General features: G+C 72.4%; 20 protein-coding genes and 1 pseudogene. 9 read left to right on the top strand and 12 right to left on the bottom strand.

Annotated elements, in window-relative coordinates; genetic code table 11:
- Positions 1-74: 74 nt before the first annotated feature.
- From JNO44_RS26365 to JNO44_RS26355, 3 genes and pseudogenes are all read left to right on the top strand, one after another.
- Positions 75-857: a hypothetical protein gene (locus JNO44_RS26365; RefSeq protein ID WP_205366360.1), complete on the top strand. Its 783-nt coding sequence runs from the start codon at positions 75-77 to the stop codon at positions 855-857.
- 1 nt (position 858) lies between these two features.
- A pseudogene (locus tag JNO44_RS26360) lies at positions 859-1,227 on the top strand (Uma2 family endonuclease); the annotation flags it as partial.
- A 58-nt stretch (positions 1,228-1,285) separates the two neighbouring features.
- Positions 1,286-1,495 (top strand): DUF5988 family protein, encoded by a 210-nt coding sequence (locus JNO44_RS26355; protein WP_039633522.1) that lies wholly within the window; start codon positions 1,286-1,288, stop codon positions 1,493-1,495.
- Positions 1,496-1,525: 30 nt separating this feature from the next.
- On the opposite strand, the gene JNO44_RS26350 is transcribed toward JNO44_RS26355, so the two are convergent.
- From JNO44_RS26350 to JNO44_RS26320, 7 genes are all read right to left on the bottom strand, one after another.
- On the bottom strand, positions 1,526-2,401 hold the full coding sequence (locus JNO44_RS26350; protein ID WP_240167672.1) for a hypothetical protein: 876 nt from the start codon (positions 2,399-2,401) through the stop codon (positions 1,526-1,528).
- Between the two features lie 6 nt (positions 2,402-2,407).
- Complete coding sequence (locus JNO44_RS26345; protein ID WP_039633526.1) at positions 2,408-2,791, bottom strand: hypothetical protein; 384 nt, start codon at positions 2,789-2,791, stop codon at positions 2,408-2,410.
- 1 nt (position 2,792) lies between these two features.
- On the bottom strand, positions 2,793-4,607 hold the full coding sequence (locus JNO44_RS26340) for a hypothetical protein (RefSeq protein ID WP_205366359.1): 1,815 nt from the start codon (positions 4,605-4,607) through the stop codon (positions 2,793-2,795).
- Positions 4,608-4,842: 235 nt separating this feature from the next.
- Positions 4,843-5,832: a malate dehydrogenase gene (locus JNO44_RS26335; protein WP_205366358.1), complete on the bottom strand. Its 990-nt coding sequence runs from the start codon at positions 5,830-5,832 to the stop codon at positions 4,843-4,845.
- Between the two features lie 419 nt (positions 5,833-6,251).
- Positions 6,252-7,472, bottom strand: coding sequence for an NADP-dependent isocitrate dehydrogenase (locus tag JNO44_RS26330; RefSeq protein WP_205366357.1), 1,221 nt, complete (start codon positions 7,470-7,472; stop codon positions 6,252-6,254).
- Positions 7,473-7,827: 355 nt separating this feature from the next.
- Positions 7,828-8,256: a DUF3017 domain-containing protein gene (locus JNO44_RS26325; protein WP_073445862.1), complete on the bottom strand. Its 429-nt coding sequence runs from the start codon at positions 8,254-8,256 to the stop codon at positions 7,828-7,830.
- Positions 8,257-8,408: 152 nt separating this feature from the next.
- Complete coding sequence (locus tag JNO44_RS26320; protein WP_205366356.1) at positions 8,409-9,266, bottom strand: bifunctional methylenetetrahydrofolate dehydrogenase/methenyltetrahydrofolate cyclohydrolase; 858 nt, start codon at positions 9,264-9,266, stop codon at positions 8,409-8,411.
- A gap of 247 nt (positions 9,267-9,513) precedes the next feature.
- Between JNO44_RS26320 and JNO44_RS26315 the strand changes: the two genes are divergently transcribed.
- The gene (locus tag JNO44_RS26315; protein WP_205366355.1) at positions 9,514-10,296 is read left to right on the top strand and encodes an RDD family protein; all 783 of its coding nucleotides are present in this window, start codon (positions 9,514-9,516) and stop codon (positions 10,294-10,296) included.
- A gap of 130 nt (positions 10,297-10,426) precedes the next feature.
- Positions 10,427-10,999: a hypothetical protein gene (locus tag JNO44_RS26310; RefSeq protein WP_205366354.1), complete on the top strand. Its 573-nt coding sequence runs from the start codon at positions 10,427-10,429 to the stop codon at positions 10,997-10,999.
- A 90-nt stretch (positions 11,000-11,089) separates the two neighbouring features.
- On the opposite strand, the gene purH is transcribed toward JNO44_RS26310, so the two are convergent.
- Both purH and purN read right to left on the bottom strand, forming a co-directional pair.
- Positions 11,090-12,661 (bottom strand): bifunctional phosphoribosylaminoimidazolecarboxamide formyltransferase/IMP cyclohydrolase, encoded by a 1,572-nt coding sequence (gene purH, locus JNO44_RS26305; RefSeq protein WP_205366353.1) that lies wholly within the window; start codon positions 12,659-12,661, stop codon positions 11,090-11,092.
- Complete coding sequence (gene purN, locus JNO44_RS26300) at positions 12,658-13,302, bottom strand: phosphoribosylglycinamide formyltransferase (RefSeq protein ID WP_205366352.1); 645 nt, start codon at positions 13,300-13,302, stop codon at positions 12,658-12,660. Before purN ends, purH begins: the two co-directional genes overlap by 4 nt.
- A gap of 278 nt (positions 13,303-13,580) precedes the next feature.
- Here purN and JNO44_RS26295 point away from each other — a divergent pair, with 278 nt between their 5' ends.
- Positions 13,581-14,492: a hypothetical protein gene (locus JNO44_RS26295; RefSeq protein ID WP_240167671.1), complete on the top strand. Its 912-nt coding sequence runs from the start codon at positions 13,581-13,583 to the stop codon at positions 14,490-14,492.
- 118 nt (positions 14,493-14,610) lie between these two features.
- On the opposite strand, the gene JNO44_RS26290 is transcribed toward JNO44_RS26295, so the two are convergent.
- Positions 14,611-16,272: a cell division protein PerM gene (locus JNO44_RS26290; protein WP_205366351.1), complete on the bottom strand. Its 1,662-nt coding sequence runs from the start codon at positions 16,270-16,272 to the stop codon at positions 14,611-14,613.
- A gap of 98 nt (positions 16,273-16,370) precedes the next feature.
- On the opposite strand from JNO44_RS26290, the gene JNO44_RS44835 reads away from it, so the two are divergent.
- Positions 16,371-17,381, top strand: coding sequence for a SigE family RNA polymerase sigma factor (locus JNO44_RS44835; protein ID WP_338058577.1), 1,011 nt, complete (start codon positions 16,371-16,373; stop codon positions 17,379-17,381).
- 83 nt (positions 17,382-17,464) lie between these two features.
- Here the strand turns inward: JNO44_RS44835 and sucD are convergent, their stop codons facing one another.
- Together sucD and sucC are read right to left on the bottom strand one after the other, a co-directional pair.
- Positions 17,465-18,349 (bottom strand): succinate--CoA ligase subunit alpha, encoded by an 885-nt coding sequence (gene sucD / locus JNO44_RS26280; protein ID WP_039633546.1) that lies wholly within the window; start codon positions 18,347-18,349, stop codon positions 17,465-17,467.
- A 21-nt stretch (positions 18,350-18,370) separates the two neighbouring features.
- The gene (gene sucC, locus JNO44_RS26275; RefSeq protein ID WP_205366350.1) at positions 18,371-19,549 is read right to left on the bottom strand and encodes an ADP-forming succinate--CoA ligase subunit beta; all 1,179 of its coding nucleotides are present in this window, start codon (positions 19,547-19,549) and stop codon (positions 18,371-18,373) included.
- Between the two features lie 794 nt (positions 19,550-20,343).
- Between sucC and JNO44_RS26270 the strand changes: the two genes are divergently transcribed.
- Both JNO44_RS26270 and JNO44_RS26265 read left to right on the top strand, forming a co-directional pair.
- Positions 20,344-22,200, top strand: coding sequence for a phage tail sheath family protein (locus JNO44_RS26270; RefSeq protein ID WP_205366349.1), 1,857 nt, complete (start codon positions 20,344-20,346; stop codon positions 22,198-22,200).
- 87 nt (positions 22,201-22,287) lie between these two features.
- Complete coding sequence (locus JNO44_RS26265; protein WP_016574124.1) at positions 22,288-22,812, top strand: phage tail protein; 525 nt, start codon at positions 22,288-22,290, stop codon at positions 22,810-22,812.
- The last annotated feature ends 9 nt before the right edge of the window (positions 22,813-22,821 follow it).

Raw genomic sequence — 22,821 nt, 5'->3', positions numbered from 1 at the left:
CGTATGCCCACCCGGGAGCCTTCCGGGCGGCCCACCGCGGCCCCCGGGAGCCCCTCCCGACGGGAGGTGCCGAGATGACCCGCAGACGCCGCTCCCTCACCGCCCTGGCCTGCGGCGCGGCCGGGGCGGCCCTGACCGCCACCTGCATCGCCGCGGTCCCGGCCGACGACCCGGGCGACGAGGGCGACCTCGCCCACAAATCCGCCCAGGAGATCTCCGACGACGCCCTGCACAGCCTCCTCGGCGCGAAATCCCTGCGCATGCGCACCGAGACCTCCACCGACGAGACCAAGCTCGACCTCACCCTCGACCAGGACGGGAACTGCAACGGCAACATCAACAAGGGCAAGCTCGGCCGGGTCGACCTGATCAAACGCGGCAAGGACGTCTGGCTGAAGCCCGACGCCGCCTACTGGAAGAGCCAGCTGCCCGGCGACGAGGGCAGCACGGCGGCCCGCAACTACCAGGACCGCTTCCTCCACGGCACCACCGACGACGCCTTCCTGCAGAGCCTGGCCACCGCCTGCGACCTGAACGCCTTCCAGAAGTCGGTGACCCCGCAGCCCCCCGCGCCCGATCAGCCGTCACCCCCCGCGGTCACCCTCAGCAAGGGCCGACCCACCACCCACGAGGGCACCCGGGTCCTGCCCATCGTCAAGAAGACCGAGGACGCCACCCAGACCGTCTACGTCGCGATCAAGGGCACCCACTATCCGCTGAAGATCACCACCCAGGTCGACGACGAGAGCAGCACCATCCTGCTCAGCAACTACGACCGGCCGGTCCCCTCGCACACCCCGGCCCCCGGCCAGACCGTCGACATCACCGCCCTGGAGAACCGCACCCAGGCCGCGTGACGCCGAGCCGCGGATCGATTTCCCCTCCGAGGACGAGGACAATGCCTTCTGCCCGGACGTCGCCAAGCTCGTCGACGGCGCCAAGAAGGAGAACGGCCGCTGGCGCTACCAGGACGTCGAGCTCGTGGCGGAGGTCATCTCCAAGGGGACGGGGGTGAACGACTACGGCCCCAAGAAGACGGCCTATGCCACCGCCGAAGTCCCCGTCTACATCATCGCCGACCCCTACCTCGGCCGATGCCGCGTCTTCACCGATCCCAAGGACGACGACTACGAGAACGACGTCACCGTCCCCTACGGCGAACCAATCGACCTCACCGACACCATCCTCGGCATGACCCTCTCGACGGAGGATTTCCCCCGGGACTGACGGCCGGCTCCCGGCGAGCCGCCCCGGACGGCCCCGGGCCGCGCGAGACACTGCCGCCATGGCGAGCAAGGCACCCAAGGCAGTACTCCAGGGCGGTCCCGAGGGGATCAGCGAGCGGATCGTCGAGGTGGAGCCCGGAGGGGGCGACCTGAAGGTCCCGTACCGCGGCGGCTACGAGCACTTCCGGCCGACCGCGCGGGAGTGGGACACCGCCGACGGCCGACTGCCGGTCTACGAGTGGTGGGAGCGGACCGAGCTGCCCGGCTAGGGCCGCGGCCCGGGACCGGGCCGCAAACCCTCAGGCGGTGGGTGCGAACGACCCCAGGGCGACCTGCTGGACGCCCTCCTGCCGGGGCCAGTCGGACTCCGGCCCCAGGGCGAGGACCGCGAACTGGCGGCCGTCGGGGACGGTGAAGGCGCAGTCCACAGCCTGGACCCGGATGCCCAGGCGATCGCTGTCGTAGGCGTAGGTCAGCTGGACACCGCCGGCGCCGGCCGGACCCTGGCGCGGTTCGATGCCCAGTTCCTTGTAGCCGGGGTTGCCGGAGAGCCCCTTGGACGCCTGCTCCAGGGCCTGCCGCGGGGTGAGGTCGGGCTCGGTGATCTGGAAGATCTGCAGCAGGCTGCGGGAGTCCGGCGAGGTGTAGAAGACCCCGGTGGGGCGGAGTTCGCGCTGCCAGCCGTCGGGGACCGCGAGCGTGAAGCCCTTCTCGTCGTGGACGAGGTGGTAGCCGCTGGGGACGGACGTGGCGGACGCGGAGGCGGTGGGCGACGCGGAGGCCGTTGCGGGGCCGGTCGGCGCGGCGGCGGTGGCGCTGCTCGCCGAGGCCGTCGGCCGGGCGGCCGGCCGGACGTCCGCACCCCGGCCCCACAGGAGGTAGCCGCCGCCGGCACCGACCACGACGACGGCGGCCACCGCACCGGCGATCAGGATCCGGGTCCGGCGGCCGGCGGCCGGGTCGGGGACGGGCCCGCCCGGGGTGTCGGCGCCCGGGTCGTACGACGGGCCGGGCGGGTACGCGGGCGCGGTGGGGCCGGCCGTCGGCCCGGGGGCGGTCGGCGGCGCGGCCGGGCGGGGCGGCATCGGGCCGGTGTACGGGCGGGTGGGACGCGTGGGGCCGGTCTCCCAGGACTGGGTGTCAGGGTTCCAGCGCGGTCCGGAGCCTGCGGGCACGGCCGGTCAGCCCCCCAGGAGGGCGGCGACCGACTGCACCACCGCCGCACCGGAGGACAGCAGCCCCACCACGGCGCTCGCGTCGGTCAGCACCTCGCGCAGCCGGGCCAGCCGGCCGGGGGCGGCGGCGCCGGTACCGGTGATCTCCTCCTCGGTGCCGGCGAGTTCGGCGGTCAGCGCCCGGACCTCGGGGGTCTCCACGGCCCGGCCGAGGTCCTCGCGCAGGGCACGCACGGCCCGCAGCAGCTCCTCGTGGGCCGGGTCGACGGTCGCGCCGGCGCCCTGGACGTTGGCGCCGTGGTGGGTGACGGTGTTGTGGTCGCCGATGGCGAAGGCGCCCTGGACGCTGCCGATGTGGATGCCCTTGCCGGATGTGTCATCTGATGCCACGTCAGGACCTGCCCTTCGGGGAGGCGGAGTCGCTCTTGGGAGCGGGGTCGCCGTTGTTGGTGATGGTGTTGTGGTCGCCGATGCCGACGGCGCCCTGCGCGGACTCGACGTAGACCCCACCGTCGGCGACGTGCACGATGCGCTGCTCGAACTCGGCGGTCTGGTAGCCCGCCTCGTGCAGCGCGCTCTTCACCCCGGCCGCCACCCGCTGCTGGATGGTCTTCAAGTAGCGGGCGACGTCCATGTATTGGAAGAGCGACGCCTCGCCGATCGAGCCCAGTTCGCGGACGGCCGCGGCGGGGCCCTCCGGGAGGGCGGCGCCGTGGCCCTCGGTGGCCAGGCGCCATCCGCCGCCCGCTCCGCGCAGCAGGGTGAGCAGGGCCTCGCCGGCGCTGCGGGGGCTGCGGGTCAGCGCCCAGACCGCCTTGCCGAAGTGGTGGTGGTGACGGTACTGGTGGGCGATCCGGTCGGCGTCCTGGAAGAGCGGGCGCAGCGGCCACAGCACGTGCGGCGCCACCTCCATCATCAGCATGCCGCCCTGGGTGTGGACCCGGACGAAGACCGTGGTGACCACGCCCTCATGCCAACCGCCGACCCGGATCCGCAGGAAGTGCCGGCGGGTCTCGCCGCCCTCCTCCAGCGCGGCGACCCGGTGCGCCTCGAAGGCCACCGGGTCGTACGGCGCGGCGGCGCGGGTCGGCAGGCCGTCGACCGGAAGGAAGACGCACTGGTCGACTTCCAGGGCGCGCAGCCGGTCGCGGACCGCGTCCGCCATCGCCGGTGAGCCGGACGGCACCCGCAGCGCCTCGACGAGGGGGACGATCCGGGCGAGGATCTCGCCGTTGTCCAGCGGCACGGCGGTGCCGTCGGCCCGGGGGACCAACTCCACTGACAGCGACCAGGGTTTGAACGGCTCGCCGGCACCGCAGAACGGGTCACCGGGGCGGTACATCACCAGCGGCCCGTGCTGCTCGGTCCGCACCCGCTCGCGCAGCCGCTGGAAGCGCAGGCCCTCGGCGCGCTCGGCCGGGTCGGCCATCACGTCGGGGAAGCGCTCCCGGGACAGTTCGCGGGCCAGCGCGCGGGCGAACTGGCCCCGCTGGAGCGCGACCAGGACGGCCACCAGCACCGGCAGCAGCAGCGCCACCCAGATCGCGAACACGGTCGGAACGCCCAGGTCCGAGGTGCCCAAGGCACCGCCCAGATCGCTCCATCCGCCGCCGTAGGACGACGATTGCGTGACGCCGATCTCGGCGAGCAGGGCGTCGATCAGGGCGAGCGGCGACAGCGCCGGCAGGAACCGCGGCAGGCTGCTGGCGAAGGCCAGCAGCGCCAGGCCCACCACGAAGAGCGTCAGCGAGATCCGGGCGTACCACCGCAGGACGAAGGAGAAGGACCGGGCCCACCACGACGTCGCCGACAGCCCGCGGACGAAACGCGCCAGGCCCAGCAGGACGACCGGGCCGAGGTAGGCCGTCGCCATCCCCTGGGACAGTGGGACGGCCACGATCCACACCAGCAGGATCGCCGCCGACCAGCCGAGTTCGAGCCGGCGGGCGCGCAGGGCGTGGGCGAGCACCCGGGCCGCGTCGATGCCCAGGGAGGGGGCGGCGAACCGCTCCTCGTGGACGTAGAGCTCGTCGATGACGGCGTCGCGGAAGGTCTCGTCGAGGTACGTCCCGGCACACAGCAGGCGGGTGGCCTCGCTGGCCCCGGGCGGGGTCGTGTGGAGCGGTGCGGGCGCCGCAGCGCCCGCGGATTCCTTGCGCAATCGTGGCCGGCCCCCCGGCTGCGCGGGCACCTCGTTCCCAGTCATCGGCCTCCCCCGTACGTGCCGTTGCGTGCCACCGCGTATCCGTCACAACGCGCCGGCGCGGTGGGGCGGTTCCGCCGGCGCGCACCGTCACCCGGACGTGTGAAGGCATCGCAGCATAGAGGAGCGGAGGCCGTCGTGTCAGCGCGTTATCGGCTCACGACGCGCCGTCAACGGGACGAGCCCGTACGGCGGTTGGGCCGTACGGGCTCGGTGGGGTGGTGCGACGGGCGCCGGCTCAGATCAGGCCGAGCGCGCGAACCGCCTCGCGCTCCTCCGTCAGCTCCTTGACGGAGGCGTCGATGCGCGTGCGGGAGAACTCGTTGATCTCCAGGCCCTGGACGATCTCGTACTTGCCGTCCTTGGTGGTGACGGGGAAGGAGGAGATCAGGCCCTCCGGGACGCCGTAGGAGCCGTCCGAGGGGATGCCCATGGAGGTCCAGTCGCCGTCGGCGGTGCCGTTGACCCAGGTGTGGACGTGGTCGATGGCGGCGTTGGCCGCGGAGGCCGCGGAGGACGCGCCGCGGGCCTCGATGATCGCCGCGCCGCGCTTGGCGACGGTCGGGATGAAGGTGTCGGCCAGCCACTTCTCGTCGTTGACGGTCTCCGCGGCGTTCTTGCCGGCGACCGTGGCGTGGAAGATGTCCGGGTACTGGGTGGCCGAGTGGTTGCCCCAGATGGTCAGGCGGTGGATCTCGGACACCGGGGTGCCGGTCTTCTGGGCGAGCTGGGTGACCGCGCGGTTGTGGTCCAGGCGGGTCATCGCGGTGAAGCGCTCGCGCGGTACGTCCGGGGCGGCGGCCTGGGCGATCAGCGCGTTGGTGTTGGCGGGGTTGCCGACGACCAGGACCTTGATGTCGTCCGCGGCGTGGTCGTTGATGGCCTTGCCCTGCGGCTTGAAGATGCCGCCGTTGGCCTCCAGCAGGTCGCCGCGCTCCATGCCCTTGGTGCGGGGGCGGGCGCCGACCAGCAGCGCGACGTTGGCGCCGTCGAAGGCCACGTTCGGGTCGTCGGTGATCTCGATGCCCTGGAGCAGCGGGAAGGCGCAGTCGTCCAGCTCCATCGCGGTGCCCTCGGCGGCCTTGAGACCCTGCGGGATCTCCAGCAGGCGCAGCTTGACCGGCACGTCCGCGCCGAGCAGATGGCCGGAGGCGATGCGGAAGAGAAGGGCGTAACCGATCTGGCCGGCGGCGCCGGTCACGGTGACGTTGACGGGAGTGCGGGTCATGGCGATCTCCTGCGCGGTATTCCGGGGGCAAGCCCCTGGACCACCTTGGGTGGCGGTGGGTGTCCCTGCCCATCTATCAAGGTCTCTTGGTATCGAGAGACCCGGCCGTCAGGCTATCGGACCCCCGCCCGGCGCAAGTGACGGGCCGGTGTGGGACACCTCACCGGCCGTCACGCCGACCCCGACCGGACCACCTCGGCGACCGCCGCGCGGACGGCCGGCGGAGCGGCCCGATCAGGGAGGGGCGACGGCCGCCCGCTCGTGGGAGGGGGAGCGCGGGCGGCCGGCGGTTGTGCCACACCCGTGGGGGGTTGTGGTGCGCATTCCCGGGATCCGGGAGGGCAATCCCCCCTTTCCCTCGGCAGCTCTTTGGGGAGGGCGAATCCCGGCCAGGCACGGCGGCCGGCGCCGGCGCGGACTCAGGCCGGCGCCATCGCCTTCTGGAGGGCGGCGTCCAGGGCCTCCAGGAACTGGTCGGTGGTGAGCCAGGGCTGGGCGGGGCCGATGAGCAGGGCCAGGTCCTTGGTCATCTGGCCGCCCTCGACGGTCTCCACGCAGACCCGCTCCAGGGTCTGCGCGAAGCGGGTCACCTCCGGGGTGTCGTCGAGCTTGCCGCGGTGCGCCAGGCCGCGGGTCCAGGCGAAGACCGAGGCGACGGGGTTGGTGGAGGTGGCCTTGCCCTGCTGGTGCTGGCGGTAGTGGCGGGTGACGGTGCCGTGCGCCGCCTCGGCCTCGATGGTCCGGCCGTCGGGCGTCATCAGCACCGACGTCATCAGGCCGAGCGAGCCGAAGCCCTGGGCGACGATGTCGGACTGGACGTCGCCGTCGTAGTTCTTGCAGGCCCAGACGTAGCCGCCGGACGACTTCAGGGCGGCGGCCACCATGTCGTCGATCAGCCGGTGTTCGTACGTCAGGCCGCGGGCCTCGAAGTCGGTCCGGAACTCGCTGTCGAAGACCTCCTGGAAGAGGTCCTTGAAGCGGCCGTCGTACTTCTTCAGGATCGTGTTCTTCGTGGACAGGTAGACCGGATAGTTGCGGTCCAGTCCGTAGCGGAACGACGCCCGGGCGAAGTCGCGGATCGAGTCGTCGTGGTTGTACATCGCCAGGGCCACGCCGGCGCCCGGGAATTCGTGCACCTCCAGCTCGGTCGGCTCGCCGCCGTCCGCCGGGGCGAAGGTCAGGGTGAGCGTGCCGGGGCCGGGGACCTTCAGGTCGGTGGCGCGGTACTGGTCGCCGAAGGCGTGGCGGCCGACGACGATGGGCCGGGTCCAGCCGGGCACCAGCCGGGGCACGTTCTCCATGATGACGGGCTCGCGGAAGATCACGCCGCCGAGGATGTTGCGGATGGTGCCGTTCGGCGAGCGGTACATCGCCTTGAGGTTGAACTCCTCGACCCGGGCCTCGTCCGGGGTGATCGTCGCGCACTTCACCCCGACTCCGTACCGCTGGATGGCGTGCGCGGCATCGACGGTCACCTGGTCGCTGGTGGCGTCCCGGTGCTCGATGCCGAGGTCGAAGTACTTCAGCTCGATGTCGAGGTACGGGAGGATCAGCCGGTCCCTGATGGACGACCAGATGATGCGGGTCATCTCGTCGCCATCGATCTCGACGACGGGGTTGGCAACCTTGATCTTGGCCATGAGATGGACGTCCCTCTCGCGGTTGGGGCACCCCCCGGACGTCGCCAAGTTACCCGCGTCACACAAGCGCGCGGCGCTACGGCACGAGGTGTGCCGCAGCGCCGTGGGACGCTTCCGGACCGGTCCCGGGGCCTGTCCGGCCCCGACCCATCGGCCCGGCCCTAGGGCGCTTCTGACGGATCTCCGTGGAAGAAGGAGCGGCGCCTGGTGCGTGCGATCGCAAGGCGCCGGGATGTCTTCATAGCGGAGCTATGGGGACATCCCGGCAACGCCGCATGGGGGTCCCCCGCGCCCTTTAGGCGTGGGGGAGTGCGTGCCAGACGCCGCGACGCCGCGGAGATCCGTCAGAAGCGCCCTAACGGACCGTGAAGTGGACGATGTCGTCCAGGAACGGGATGTGGATCCACGGCTTGGGCTGCACCATCATGGCCAGGATCACGATCACGAAGCCCAGTCCGCCGTAGGTGATCAGGTCGGTGAAGCGGGAGCGGACGGCCAGCATCCCCACCGACGGCAGCGCCCACCGCAGCACCGCGCCGCCCAGCAGGGACAGCCCGATCACGATCGAGCCGATCCGGAAGGCGTCCAGCGCGACCAGCAGCAGCCCGAGGCCGACCCCGCCCAGTACGGCGAGCAGCGGCCACTGTCGGGCCGGCGCCGGATAGTCGCCCGAAGCAGCCCGGCCGCCGCCTTCGGGGCGGGCGGTGTCGCGGGTCAGCTGCGGAAAGCGGCGCGAGGTGCGCTGCGGCTCGGACGCACCCTCCGAGTGCGCTTCGGCAGCCATGTGTGGCGGTCAGCCCCTTCCGGTGTCCGGTGTCCAGGTCGGTGTCGAGGATGGGTCGAGGATCGATCGATCGAGCGTGCGGGACGGCGGACCGCGGCCCCCTCCAGGCTCGCACGTCCGGGCCGGTCGGGCCCTTGCCCGCCGGACAGGGGCTAGCCCTGGGCCGCGCGCTCCGCCGCCTCGACGACGTTGACCAGCAGCTGGGCGCGGGTCATCGGGCCGACGCCGCCCGGGTTGGGGGCGACCCAGCCGGCCACCTCGGCGACGCCGGGGTGCACATCGCCGACGATCTTGCCGTTCTCGTCCCGGCTGACGCCGACGTCCAGCACGGCCGCGCCGGGCTTGATGTCCTCGGGCTTGATGATGTGCGGCACACCGGCCGCGGCGACGATGATGTCGGCCTGCTTCAGGTGCGCGGACAGGTCGTGGGTGCCGGTGTGGCACTGGGTGACCGTGGCGTTCTCGGACTTGCGGGTCAGCACGAGCGGCATCGGCCGGCCGATGGTGATGCCCCGGCCGACGACGACCACGTGCGCGCCCTTGATCTCGACGTCGTGCCGCCGCAGCAGCTGGACGATGCCGTACGGGGTGCACGGCAGCGGGCCCTCGATGCCGAGGACCAGGCGGCCCAGGCTCATCGGGTGCAGCCCGTCGGCGTCCTTGGCCGGATCCATCAGCTCCAGCACGCGGTTGGCGTCGATGCCCTTGGGGAGCGGGAGTTGGACGATGTAGCCGGTGCAGTCCGGGTTCTCGTTGAGCTCCCGGACGACGGCCTCGATCTCCTCCTGGGTGGCGGTCTCCGGCAGTTCGCGCTGGATGGACGCGATGCCCACCTGGGCGCAGTCCCGGTGCTTGCCGTTGACGTACCAGCGGCTGCCCGGGTCGTCGCCGACCAGCAGGGTGCCCAGGCCGGGGGTGACACCCTTGGCCTTCAGCGCCTCGACGCGGGCGGTGAGCTCGGACTTGATCGCGGCGGCGGTGGCCTTGCCATCCAGAATCTGGGCAGTCATACCCCCATCTTCCCGGATGGAGGCTCCCGGGTTCCAATCAGGGCGCGCGAACGGCAGTTGTCCTGAAATGATCATTGCGGTTGGACAAAGGCTGACCCCCTTGACTGGACAGAGGGAATCCTCACCTAGAAGGATTGACGCCGCAGTGCCGCAGGCATCGTCGGGGGCGGGCCATGAAACAACCTGTTTTTTCCTCCGAGTCACGCCGCGTCGTCCCCCACTGACACCAACGGAGGAAAGCAGCACCATGAGCTTCGGTGACCCGAACAACCCGTACGGCCAGCAGCCGCAGGCCCCCCAGGGCCCGTACGGCCAGCAGCCGCCGGTCCCGCCGCAGGGCGGTCAGCCGGGCTACGGCTACCCGCAGGGCGCCCCGCAGCAGCCCCAGCAGCCGTACGGCTACCCGCAGCAGGGCCAGGTCCCGCCGCAGGGACAGCCCGGCTACGGCGGCTACCCGCAGCAGCCGGCGGCCCCGTACGGCCAGCCGGGCATGCCGGGGATGGGGATGCCGGGGATGCCGATGGGTTACGCGAGCTGGGGTGCGCGGGTGGGCGCCCTGCTGCTCGACGGCCTCATGATCGGCGCCGTGCCGATCATCCTGTACATCATCGGCGGCGTCATGGCGGCCAGCTCGGTCTCCTCGGTCACCCCGGACTACTCCCACTGCCCGACGGGCGACTACACCTGCATCCAGAACGCGGCCAACAGCGCCGTGTCAAGCAGCACGCCGGTCGGCGCCATCATCGTGATGGCCCTCGCGTGGCTGATCGCGGTGGGCGGGATGTTCTTCCTCATCGCCAAGGAAGGCGGCACCGGCCAGACCCCGGGCAAGAAGGCCCTGGGCATCAAGGTCATCAAGGAGACCACCGGCCAGCCCATGGGCTTCGGCATGACCTTCGTGCGCTACATCTGCCGCTACCTCAACGGTCTGCTGTGCGGCATCGGCTGGCTGTGGCCGCTGTGGGACGAGAAGAACCAGACGTTCGCGGACAAGATCGTCGGCACCGTGGTCGTGCAGGTCCCCAAGTAACCCGGGAAATGCCGTAACGGGCCGCACTCCACGCCCCGCACAGCCCAGTGAAGGCCCCCCTCGCAGCAGCGACCGGGGGCCTTCGCGGCGCTCGCCGATACCACCCCAAGTCGCCTGAAGGACACCGCTCGTGAGCTATCCGAACCCCAACAACCCCTACGGCCCCCCGCCCGGCCAGCAGCCCGGCTACGGCTACCCCCAGCAGCCCCCGCAGCCGCAGCAGCCGATGGCCCCGTACGGCGCGTACCCCGGTGGTGCGATGCCGCCGGCGCAGATGCCGTACCCGACGGTGATGCCGGGCAGCGCCAAGGCGGCCCGGGTGATGATGTTCGTGCTCGCCGCGCTGAACCTCATCGGGCTGGTCCTGGCAGTGCTGGGGCTGGGCGGCGTCACCAAGGCGTCGCACGAGGCGTCGTCCTCGCCCTACGCGGACATGTCGGCGTTCAACGTCGGCAAGGGCGTGCTGATCGCGGTGATCGTCGTCATCGTGATCTTCACGGTGGCCGGGATCGCGCTCGCCTCCCAGTTCGGCAACGGCGGCGGCGGGGTCCGCGTCGGCAGCATCATCTTCGGCGTCGGCACCATCCTGGTGAGCCTCTTCAGCTTCCCGATCGGCCTGGTCCACACGGTGCTGGGCATCCTGGTGACGGTCTTCGTCTCCAAGGACGAGTCCAACGCCTGGTTCAGCCGGCCGCGTTACTGACCGCGGCGGTACCGCGCACGGCGGAGGGCCGCACCCCGGGCAAGGGGTGCGGCCCTCCGCGCTGTCCGGCCCCGCGGGGCCGGCCGGGCCTCAGTGGAAGAAGTGCCGGGTGCCGGTGAAGTACATCGTCACGCCGGCCTTCTCAGCGGCCTCGACGACGAGTTCGTCGCGGATCGAACCGCCGGGCTGGACGATCGCCTTGACGCCGGCGGCGATCAGGATCTCCGGGCCGTCGGGGAACGGGAAGAAGGCGTCCGACGCGGCGTAGGAGCCGCGCGCCCGCTCCTCGCCGGCACGCTCCACGGCGAGCTTGCAGGAGTCGACACGGTTGACCTGGCCCATGCCCACACCCACCGACGCGCCGTCCTTGGCGAGCAGGATCGCGTTGGACTTCACCGCGCGGCACGCCTTCCAGGCGAACGCCAGCTCGGCCAACTCCCCGGCGGACAGCGCCTGTCCGGTGGCCAGGGTCCAGGTGGCGGGGTCGTCGCCCTCGGCCTGGAAGACGTCGGTGTGCTGGAGCACCGCGCCGCCCGAGAGCAGCTTGAGGTCACCGGGCTGGTGCGGGGTGCCCTCGACCTTCAGGACGCGGATGTTCTTCTTGCGGGCGAGGATCTCGACCGCGCCGTCCTCGTACGCCGGGGCGGCGATGACCTCGGTGAAGATCTCCGCGACCTGCTCGGCGAGGGCGACGGTCACCGGGCAGTTCACCGCGATCACGCCGCCGTACGCGGACACCGGGTCGCAGGCGTGCGCCTTGCGGTGCGCCTCGGCGACGTCCGAGCCGATCGCGATGCCGCACGGGTTGGCGTGCTTGATGATCGCCACGCAGGGCTCGTCGTGGTCGTAGGCGGCACGGCGGGCGGCCTCGGTGTCCACGTAGTTGTTGAAGGACATCTCCTTGCCGTGCAGCTGCTCGGCGTTGGCGATGCCGCCCGGCTGGCCGTCGACGTAGAGGGCGGCGGCCTGGTGCGGGTTCTCGCCGTAGCGCAGGGTGCTGCGGCGCTCCCAGGTCTCGCCGAGGAACTCGGGCAGCGCGGCCCCGTCCGCCTCCGGCGCGTAGACGTTGGTCATCCAGGCGGCGACGGCCACGTCGTAGGCGGCGGTGTGCTGGAACGCCTCGGCGGCCAGCCGCTTGCGGGCGGCCAGGTCGAAGCCGCCGCCGTTGACCGCGGCGAGGACGTCGGCGTACCGCTCGGGGCTGGTGACCACGGCGACCGAGGGGTGGTTCTTGGCTGCGGCGCGGACCATCGAGGGGCCGCCGATGTCGATCTGCTCGACGCACTCGTCGGGGGTGGCGCCGGAGGCGACGGTCTCCTTGAACGGGTAGAGGTTCACGACCACCAGGTCGAACGGCTCGACGCCGAGGTCGGCCAGCTGCTGCTGGTGGTCCGCGAGGCGCAGGTCGGCGAGGATGCCGGCGTGGACCTTGGGGTGCAGGGTCTTGACCCGGCCGTCGAGGCACTCCGGGAAGCCGGTGAGCTCCTCGACCTTGGTGACCGGCACCCCGGCGGCGGCGATCTTCCCGGCGGTCGATCCGGTCGAGACCAGCTGGACGCCCGCCGCGTGCAGCCCCTGGGCCAGCTCCTCCAGCCCGGACTTGTCGTAGACGCTGACCAGCGCGCGGCGGATGGGCCGCTGCGTACCTTCGGTGGCGGTCACGAGATACGTACCTTTCGTCCCTCTATGCGGTAGCCGTGGCGGGCCAGGCGCCCCACGACCTCGACGAGCAGCGATCGCTCGACTTCCTTGATGCGCTCATGCAGCGCGGTTTCGTCGTCCTCCTCCCGGACCTCGACCACGCCCTGGGCGATGATCGGGCCGGTGTCGACGCCGTCGTCGACGAAGTGGACGGTGCAGCCGGTGACCTTCGCGCCGTACGCGAGGGCGTCGCGGACGCCGTGGGCACCGGGAAAGCTGGGCAGCAGCGCCGGGTGGGTGTTGATCGTCCGGCCGCCGAAGCGGGCCAGGAACTCCTTGCCGAGGATCTTCATGAAGCCGGCCGAGACCACCAGGTCCGGGGCGTGCGCGGCGGTCGCCTCGGTGAGCGCCGCGTCCCAGGCCGCGCGGTCCGGGTGGTCCTTGACCCGGCAGACGAACGTCGGCAGCCCGGCCCGCTCGGCGCGCTCCAGACCGACGATCCCGGCGCGGTCGGCGCCCACCGCCACGATCTCGGCGCCGTACTCCGCGGCGCCCTCCTCGGCGATGACGTCGAGCAGCGCCTGGAGGTTGGTGCCCGAACCGGAGACGAGTACCACGATGCGGGCCGGGGCGGAGCGAGCGGGAAGAGAGGAGGAGGCCACGGTGGGGTCTTTCTCGCCAGGTCTTGCGGGTCTGGGGGGCTGTGCGGGGCTCTACGGAACTTTGTGCGGTCGTACAAAACGAGGGGTTCCGTGAATCCGGGGAACCCTACGAAGGCGCCGACCGTCAGCAACGATACCGGCACACCGTGCGGCCCCCGCGGGACGGGGGCGGGCACGGGAGGTAGCGTCAGGCGAGAGATCGCATGCAGTTCATGGTGACCGCACGCCCGGCCCACCCGCCGGACGGACGCCCACGACAAGGGGAAGACTCACTCCAGATGCCGGACCGACGCCGCCGCGCGGCTCTCCTCCTCCCTCCCCCGGCCATCGCCGGGTGGCACCCCCAGCCCACCACCGCCCCGGGGCTGGTCCTCCTGCCGCGCGAGCGCAAGTCGTCGTCCAACCCGGACGGACCGTCCGACGGCACCCCGGGCCCGTCCGCCCCCGCCGGGCAGGACGACAACCCGTTCGCGCCGCCGCCGGCCGACGCCCCCGAACAGGAGTGGCGCCCGCGCCCGCACCTCACCGGGCAGGCGCAGGGGGACGCCGGCGACGGCGAGGAGCAGCGGCCGCAGGACCAGCCCCCGGCGTGGGGCAGCCAGTGGAGCAGCCGCCAACCGGGCCGGCAGGGCGGCGGCTTCGGCAGCCGGCCGGGCCGGGGCGGCGGCCAGGGTGGCCAGGGCGGGCCCGGCGGACCGGGTGGCGGCGGCCCCGGCGGGCTGCGCTGGGACCCCACCGACCCGCTCCAGCGACGGGCCCGCTACGCCCTGCTGGCCGGTATGTGGGCGTTCTTCTTCGTGCTCTTCAGCCTGCCGGAGGTGGCACTGCTGCTGGGCTCGCTCTCCCTCTACTGGGGCATCAGCGCGCTGCGCGGCAAGCCCGTCCCGAAGAAGGCGGGCGCCGCGGCGCCCGGGGGAAGCCCGGCCGGCGGCGCCACCCCGCCCCCGCCGGGGCGCCCCGGCGGCGTCGCGGGCCCGACGACCCGACCGCAGACCACCGCCGCGATCGCCGGTCTGGTGACCGCCTCGCTGGCGCTGATGATGGTGGCCGCGACCTTCACCGTCCAGGTCGTCTACCGCGACTACTTCACCTGCGTGAACGACGCGCTGACCCAGTCGGCGAGCAAGTCCTGCGAGAACCTCCTCCCGCCGCAGCTCCGACCGCTGCTCAGCCAGCAGCCGCAGCAGTAGCAGCGGCGGCGGCGGTGGTGGCGAGCGCGGTGGGGCGGTAGCGGCGGCGCGGTAGTGGCCGTTCCCGTCGTGGTGGTGGGAACGGCCGGGGGCGAGTGGGGCGTCGGGGCGTGCGCCGTCAGGCGGCGGTCCCCCGGTCCTCCTCCGGGCCCTTCGCCCGGCCCTTCTTCCGGCTCTCCCCCCGGCCCTTCTTCCGGCTCTCCCCCCGGCTCTCCCCCCGGCCCTTCTTCCGGCTCTCCCCCCGGCTCTCCCCCCGGCCCTTCTTCCGGCTCTCTCCCCGGCCCTCGTCCCGGGTTTCCCGCGCGCCTTCCGTCCGCTCGTCCTCCTCCCGGCGGTTGCGCCGGCCGGCGCCGGTGGCCCGGAGGATGCCCCGGCCGAACCGCCGCCCGCCCCTCCGTCCCGCCTCCGGGCCCGACTGCCCGTGCCCCTCTCGGGTGCGGCGGAACAGGACGCCGGGCAGGGCGCGGAGGCGCACCGACCGGCCCTCCGCCGCCCGCCGCCCGGCCCGTCGCCAGGCGCGCAGGCCCAGCGACCCGGGGACCCCGGCCAGCGCCGTCCAACCCGCCGCCGCCAGGCCGATCAGCCAGCCGCGGGGGCCGAACGAGGCGAGTGCGCCCTGGCCCAGCGCGCCGCCGGCCAGCACCCCGAGCACCGCCGTCGCCAGGCCGCACAGGCCCGCCGCCACGGCCGCCGTCCCGGCCGTCCGCCCCCATGAACGGTGCCCCTCGCCGGCCGCGTACCGGGTCAGCATCACCACCGCGGCGGCCGGCACCACCAGGGCCGGCGCCACCGACCACCAACTTCCCGGACCCGGGTCCGGAAGGCCGCTGAGCAGCGGGAAGTGCGGCAGCGCGGGGCGCGGTGAGGTGCCCAGCGGCCCGACCGCGGTGCCCGCGCCGACGGTGAAGCCGGGCCCCAGGCCGTAGGCGGCGCCCCAGACGGCCGCGTTGGGGAGCAGGGTGAGGCAGAGCAGCAGCACCGTGCAGCGGCCGGCCCAGTCGGGGGCGAGCTGGCTCAGGTCGTCGGCGAACCGGCCGGGGTGCAGGGCCAGGCCGAGGAGGGTGAGCGTCGCGCCGGAGGCGAGCAGGGCGAGGGTGGCGGCGGCCGCCGCTTTGAGGGCGGTGTCGAGGCGGGGGCCGGTGAGCGCGGCGCGGAGGCCGGCCGGCAGCCTCCGGAAGGCGGGCGGCACCCGGGCCGGTAGGAGGGCCACGGCGTCCGGTCCGAGGATGTGCCAGGCGGTACCGCCGAGGGTGGCGGCGGCGGTGCCGGGGACGGCCAGTAGCGCGGCGAGCGGCGCGGCGGTCAGCCGGCCGGTGGAGGTGTAGAGCAGTGCCCCGGCGGCGACCGCCAGGTACCCCGCCAGCAGGGCGCCGAGCAGGGTGCGCGGGGCGACCGCGGAGCCGTCGTCGGGGCGCTGCTCGGCGGCCGAGGCCAGGGTGTCCCGGGCGGCGCGGTGGAGCAGCCAGACCGGGAGGGCGGCGAGCAGCAGCGGGGTCACGCCGACCGGCGCCGGGACGCCGGACGCGGTCGCCTCGCGGACCAGGCCCCCGCCGTGCGCCGTGAACCACAGGCCGGCGGCCAGGTGCAGCGCCCGTGAGGGGCCGCTGTCCGGGTACGGGGAGACGACCCAGAGCAGCAGGACGGCGACCGCGAGCGCGCCGAGGCCGAGGCCGGCGGCGGTCACCCCGCTGACGACGGCGGTGCCGATCGCCGAGGAGCGCTGCGCGGCGGTCCGGCCGTGTGAGGACAACGTGGTACCGCGTTCGGTCAATTGGCTCACACGGCCATGCTGCCAATAACATCCCTTTACACCACGTATCGGGCATCTGCCCGACGTGTCGCGCGAGATCCGCGGCCCGGCGTTTTCAGACTTCCGGTATGAGCGAGCACGACCGGAGGCAGCCCGAGGAATCTTCCGACGCCACATCAGAGAGCCGTGGCGGAAACGGATTTGACTGTTCGTCAGCCGACTTCGACGCGCTGTACGGCGTGCACGCCGGGCCGCTGATCCAGCAGGCGGTGCTGCTCACCGGGCGGGCCCGGCTCGCCCGGCGGGCCGTCGAGCGGGCGTTCCAGACGGCCTGGCAGCGCTGGCCGGAGGTGCGGGCGGATCCGGATCCGGTGGGGTGGGTGCGGGCGGCAGCGTACGAGTACGCGCTGGCGCCCTGGCGGCGGCTGTTCCCCGGGCTGCGGCCCGCCGAGCGGCCCCGGCCCGGGACCCCCGCGCCGCCGCCGGCCGCACCGCGGGACCATGCGCTGCTGACGGCGGTGCTCGCGCTGCCCGTCCCCTACCGCCGCACCCTGCTGCTGCACGACGGGGTCGGGCTGGGGCTGCACGAGACCGCGGCTGAGGTGGAGGCCAGTACGCCGGCGGCGACCGGGCGGCTGACCCACGCCCGGGAGTTCCTGGCCGAGCAGCTGCCGGAACTGGGGCTCAAGGGCCTGCCGCCGGACCGCCAGGGCGCGGTGCTGCACGCCCGGCTGGGCGCGCTGGCGGCGTCCCGCCCGGCGGTGCCGCCGCCCGCGCACGACGTCCGGGCCGGCGCGGAGCGGCGGGCCCGGCTGACCACCCGTACCGGGTTCGGGGCGACCGGGCTGCTGGCGGTGGTGGCGCTGGCGGTGTCGCTCGGCACGCCGGACGGCTATCGCCCGCCGCCGCGGCGGCCGGCCATGGCCGCCTCGTACGCGCCGGCCGCCCCTTCCGTCCCCTCCATCCCGTCCGCACCGGCCGCCGCCGACCGCGCGGCAGCCCCCTCGGCTGCCCCCTCCGCGGTCCGGCCCACGCACCGGCCGGCGCACCACCGCAAGGCCGGGCGGACCGGGCGGCCGGGGAAGTCCCGGCACCGCTCGCTGCCGCCCGGCGCCCGGCTCCGCCCGGACGTCAGCTGAGCGCTGCGCCCGTAGCGGAAACGGCCGTGGGCCCGCACCCGGGAGGGGTGCGGGCCCACGGCCGTCGTACAGCGGGTGCCGCGTCAGCCGTTGAGGATCTCGCGGGCCAGCAGCGCGGTCTCGGACGGGGTCTTGCCGACCTTCACGCCCGCGGCCTCCAGGGCCTCCTTCTTCGCCTGGGCGGTGCCGGACGAGCCGGACACGATGGCGCCGGCGTGGCCCATCGTCTTGCCCTCGGGCGCGGTGAAGCCCGCCACGTAGCCGACGACCGGCTTGGTGACGTGCTCCTTGATGAAGTCGGCGGCCCGCTCCTCGGCGTCGCCGCCGATCTCACCGATCATCACGATCAGGTCGGTGTCGGGGTCCTCCTGGAACGCGGCCAGGGCGTCGATGTGGGTGGTGCCGATGACCGGGTCGCCACCGATGCCGACGGCCGAGGAGAAGCCGATGTCGCGCAGCTCGTACATCATCTGGTACGTCAGCGTGCCGGACTTCGACACCAGGCCGATGCGGCCCGGCTTGGTGATGTCGCCCGGGATGATGCCGGCGTTGGACTGGCCGGGGGTGATCAGGCCGGGGCAGTTCGGGCCGATGATCCGGGTCGTGTCGCCCTTCGACTTCGCGTACGCGTAGAACGCGGCGGAGTCGTGGACGGCGATGCCCTCGGTGATGACGACGGCCAGCGGGATCTCGGCGTCGATCGCCTCGACGACGGCGGCCTTGGCGAAGGCCGGCGGCACGAAGAGGACGGAGACGTTGGCGCCCGTCTTCTCCATCGCCTCCTTGACGGAGCCGAAGACCGGGACCTCGGTGCCGTCGAAGTCGACGCTGGTGCCGGCCTTGCGCGGGTTGACACCACCGACGATGTTGGTGCCGTCACCGAGCATGAGCTTGGTGTGCTTCATGCCGGTGGCGCCGGTCATCCCCTGGACGATGACCTTGCTGTCCTTGGTGAGGAAGATAGCCATGGTTGTTGGAGTCCTCGTCCCTTACTTGGCCGCGGCCAGCTCGGCGGCCTTGTCGGCCGCACCGTCCATCGTGTCCACACGCTGCACCAGCGGGTGGTTGGCGTCCGAGAGGATCTTGCGACCCAGCTCGGCGTTGTTGCCGTCGAGGCGGACGACCAGCGGCTTGCTGACGTTCTCGCCCTTGGACTTCAGGAGCTCCAGGGCCTGCACGATGCCGTTGGCGACCTCGTCGCACGCGGTGATGCCGCCGAAGACGTTGACGAACACGGACTTCACGTCCGGGTCGCCGAGGATGATCTCCAGGCCGTTCGCCATGACCTCGGCGGAGGCGCCGCCACCGATGTCGAGGAAGTTGGCGGGCTTGACGCCACCGTGGTTCTCGCCGGCGTAGGCGACGACGTCCAGGGTGCTCATGACGAGACCCGCGCCGTTGCCGATGATGCCGACCTGGCCGTCGAGCTTGACGTAGTTCAGGCCCTTGGCCTTGGCCGCGGCTTCGAGCGGGTTAGCCGCGGCCTTGTCCTCCAGGGCCTCGTGCTCCGGCTGGCGGAACTCGGCGTTGGCGTCCAGGGAGACCTTGCCGTCGAGGGCGAGGACGTCACCGGAGGCGACCTTGGCCAGCGGGTTGACCTCGACCAGGAGGGCGTCCTCCTTGACGAAGGTCTGCCACAGGGTGACCAGCACCTCGGCGACCTGCTCGGCGACCTCGGCCGGGAACTTCGCCTGGGCGACGATCTCGCGGGCCTTCTCGATGGAGACGCCCTCGTTGGCGTCGACCGGGACCTTGGCGAGCTTCTCGGGGGTCGTCGCGGCGACCTCCTCGATGTCCATGCCGCCCGCGACCGAGGCCATGGCCAGGAAGGTGCGGTTGGTGCGGTCCAGGAGGTAGGAGACGTAGTACTCGTCGACGATCTCCGGGGCCGTCTCGGCGATCATCACCTTGTGGACCGTGTGGCCCTTGATGTCCATGCCGAGGATGTCCGTCGCGCGGGCGACGGCCTCGTCCGGCGTGGTGGCCAGCTTCACGCCGCCGGCCTTGCCACGGCCACCGACCTTCACCTGCGCCTTGACGACCGACTTGCCGCCAAGGCGCTCAGTCGCCGCGCGCGCCGCCTCAGGCGTGTCGATGACTTCACCGGCCAGCACCGGTACACCGTGCTTGGCGAAGAGGTCCCTCGCCTGGTACTCGAACAGGTCCACGCGCGTCCGTCCCTTGTCTTCTCAGAATCGCCGTAGTGATCGCGGTTCGTTCGTCTGCGATGGGCGTGCCGCGAAGGGCAACGTGACGGCGCTGTCACAGGGGAGGCGTACACGGTGTCCGGATACGCGGCATGTCCGTCTCGCAGGGTATCGCCGCTGGACATGCGTCCCTAAATCGCAGATCACACTCTGGCGGTGATTACGGTCACAGATCTTTTGGTCAACGTACTGCGCCGCCCCTTTTCCGCAGGGGCGCTCCGGCGCGCCGCAGGCATTTCGCAGGGCCGTCCGGGTGCCGGGCGACTTCGTCGCCATCCGCCGTGCACTCCGTCGCCGTGCGCCGTTCGGGCGCCGGGCACCGATGACCCGGTGCGCCCGAGCGCACCCGGCCCATCCGGTTCCGGTTGCGGGGAAGCGGGAAACCGTTCGGGAAGAACCCGCAACGCGCCCGCACAAGACCTCCGCAGGCGGTGTCCGGAAAGCTCCTTGACCCTCCAACTCCCCCTGAAAGAAACTGCGTTGAGCACTTACGCATCAGGAGTCACAGGCCGGAGTCGCGCACTTCCGGGCTTGGTCCCGTGCGGGTCGGACCGCGGATCACGGACCGCCTCGCACCGGATGCAGACGGGGGAACTTGATGGGTAGCGGGGGGATGCACGACCACGATCACCGCTTTGTGCGGTCGTGGACTCTTCCGCACCTGTCGCCCCTCCCCCTTCTCCCCGCCCACCCCTCCCGGTTTTCTCGATTTCTTGGTGTTCTCACACTCGGTGCCTGAAGGGATTGGAGGGGGAATGCCGACACATACGACCTATCCCGGCGTCTATGTCGAAGAGCTTCCCAGCAGCATCCGCAGCATCACCACCGTGACGACCTCGGTGACCGCGTTCGTCGGCCACACCCGGCGCGGCCCGCTCAACCAGCCGGTCCGGATCACCAGCTTCGCCGACTTCGAGCGCCGCTTCGGCGGCCTGACCTCGCGCAGCCCGGTCTCCTACGCCGTCCACCAGTTCTTCGGCAACGGCGGCGCCGTCGCGGTGATCGTCCGGGTCGCCAAGGCCGGCAGCGGCAAGGAGGCCCAGGTCACCCTGGAGTCCACCGAGGGCCGCAGCCAGTGCCCGGTCCTGGAGGTGCACGCCAAGGAGCCGGGCATCTGGGGCGACGGCCTGCGCATCGCCGTGGACCACGACACGCCCGCCCGTCACCCGGCCCAGGAGACCTTCAACCTCCAGGTCCTCGACGCGCACGGCGCAGCCCGCGAGTCCTTCGCCGGCCTGTCCATGGACCCCGGCAGCGGCCGGTTCGTGGAGACGGTGGTCAACGCCGGCTCGTCGCTGATCCGCGTGGCGGCCGTGGGCGAGGACCGCCCGGACCCCTCCGGCACCGTCTCCAAGCCGTTCCACCACGAACTCCCCGATCTGAACGTGGAGTTGGTGGTGAAGATCGGTGAGGTGGAACGGGAGTTCACGCTCTACGACCCGGACTGCGACGGCGAGCCGCCGTGCGACGTCACCGAGCTGGCGCTGCTGCTGGAGCACAAGCTGCGCTCCCTGCCGGACGCCCCCGGCAAGCATGCCTTCGCGGGCGCCCAGGTGATCGCCTTCGGCCGCCGCGTCCAGGTCGTGGCCGGCTCCACCGACCCTGGCGACGTGGTCCGCTTCCTCGGCGAGTGCGCCAACGACCTGGGGCTGGAGGCATCGGTCAATCCGCCGGTCTTCCCGCTGTGCGGCGGCGAGGACGGCGACCCACCCGGACCGCGCGACCTCATCGGCAGCGAGGCTCGCAAGAGCGGCCTCCAGGCGCTGCGCGACATCCCCGACGTCAATCTGCTCGCACTGCCCGAGCTGGCCTCGTACGAGTCCGTCGACGACATGCTCACGGTGGTCTCGGCGGCCCAGCGGCTGTGCCAGGAGCGGCGGATGTTCCTCCTGGTGGACGCGCCCGCGGCATGGGGCAGTGTGGACGCCGCACGGGCCGGGATCGGCGCCTTCGACGCGGTCCGCGACAACCACGCGGCCCTGTATTTCCCGCACCTCCAGCTCACCGACCCGCTCACCGGCCGACTGCGCTCCTTCCCGCCGTGCGGCGCGCTGGCCGGCGTGATCGCCCGTACGGACGGCGAGCGCGGGGTGTGGAAGGCCCCGGCCGGCACCGAGGCCCGGCTGACCGGCGTGCACGGGCTGACCGTCAAGCTCACCGACCGCGAGAACGGCCTGCTGAACCCGCTCGGCGTCAACTGCCTGCGGACCTTCCCGATGGTCGGCCCGCTGGTGTGGGGCGCCCGCACGCTCCAGGGCGCGGACGCCCTGGACAGCGAGTGGAAGTACGTCCCGGTGCGCCGGCTGGCCCTGCACGTCGAGGAGAGCCTGCTGCGCGGCCTGCAGTGGGTGGTCTTCGAGCCCAACAACGAGCAGCTCTGGCAGCAGATCCGCCTCAACGCCTCCGCCTACCTGCACTCCCTCTTCGAGAAGGGCGCCTTCAAGGGCGGCACCCCGCGGCAGGCGTACTTCGTCAAGTGCGACAAGGACACCACGACCGAGGCGGACATCGAGAACGGGATCGTCAACGTCGTGGTCGGCATCGCGCCCGTCAAACCGGCCGAGTTCGTGATCGTCAAGATCCAGCAGCTGGCCGGCCAATTCGACCTCTAGGGCGCGGGGCGCCGGGCCCGGCGGACGGGCCGGCCCCCGGTGCGCCCCACGACGCCGACGTGCAGGAATCCGATGTGAAGGAATCCGATGGCTGAGTTCAAGATCAATGCCCATCGCTTCGACCCGTACAAGAACTTCAAGTTCCTGGTCCTGTGGGACGGCCGTACGGTCGCGGGGGTCAGCAAGATCAGCCCGCTCAAGCGCACCACCGAGGTCGTCAAGCACCGCAACGGCGGCGACCCCAGCTCCCCGCGCAAGTCCCCGGGCCGCTCCGAGTTCGAGGGCATCACCCTGGAGCGCGGGGTCACCCACGACCCGGAGTTCGACCGCTGGGCCAACAAGGTCTGGCAGGTCGGCGCCGGCCTGGGCTCGGAGGTGTCGCTGGCCGACTTCCGCAAGGACATCGTCATCCAGGTCCTCAACGAGGCCGGGCAGGTCGCCGTCTCGCACAAGATCTACCGCTCCTGGCCCAGCGAGTACCAGGTCCTGGGCGAGATGGACGCCAACGCCAACGCGGTGGCCATCCAGAGCCTGAAGCTCGAATGCGAGGGCTGGGAACGCGACTACGAGGTGCCCGAGCCGGAGGAGCCCTCGTTCACCCACCCGGCCTGATCCGCGGCG

Origin of the sequence: Streptomyces noursei (assembly GCF_016917755.1) — a bacterium.
GTDB lineage: Bacteria > Actinomycetota > Actinomycetes > Streptomycetales > Streptomycetaceae > Streptomyces > Streptomyces yunnanensis.
This window is presented reverse-complemented; position numbering and strand designations above follow the sequence as displayed.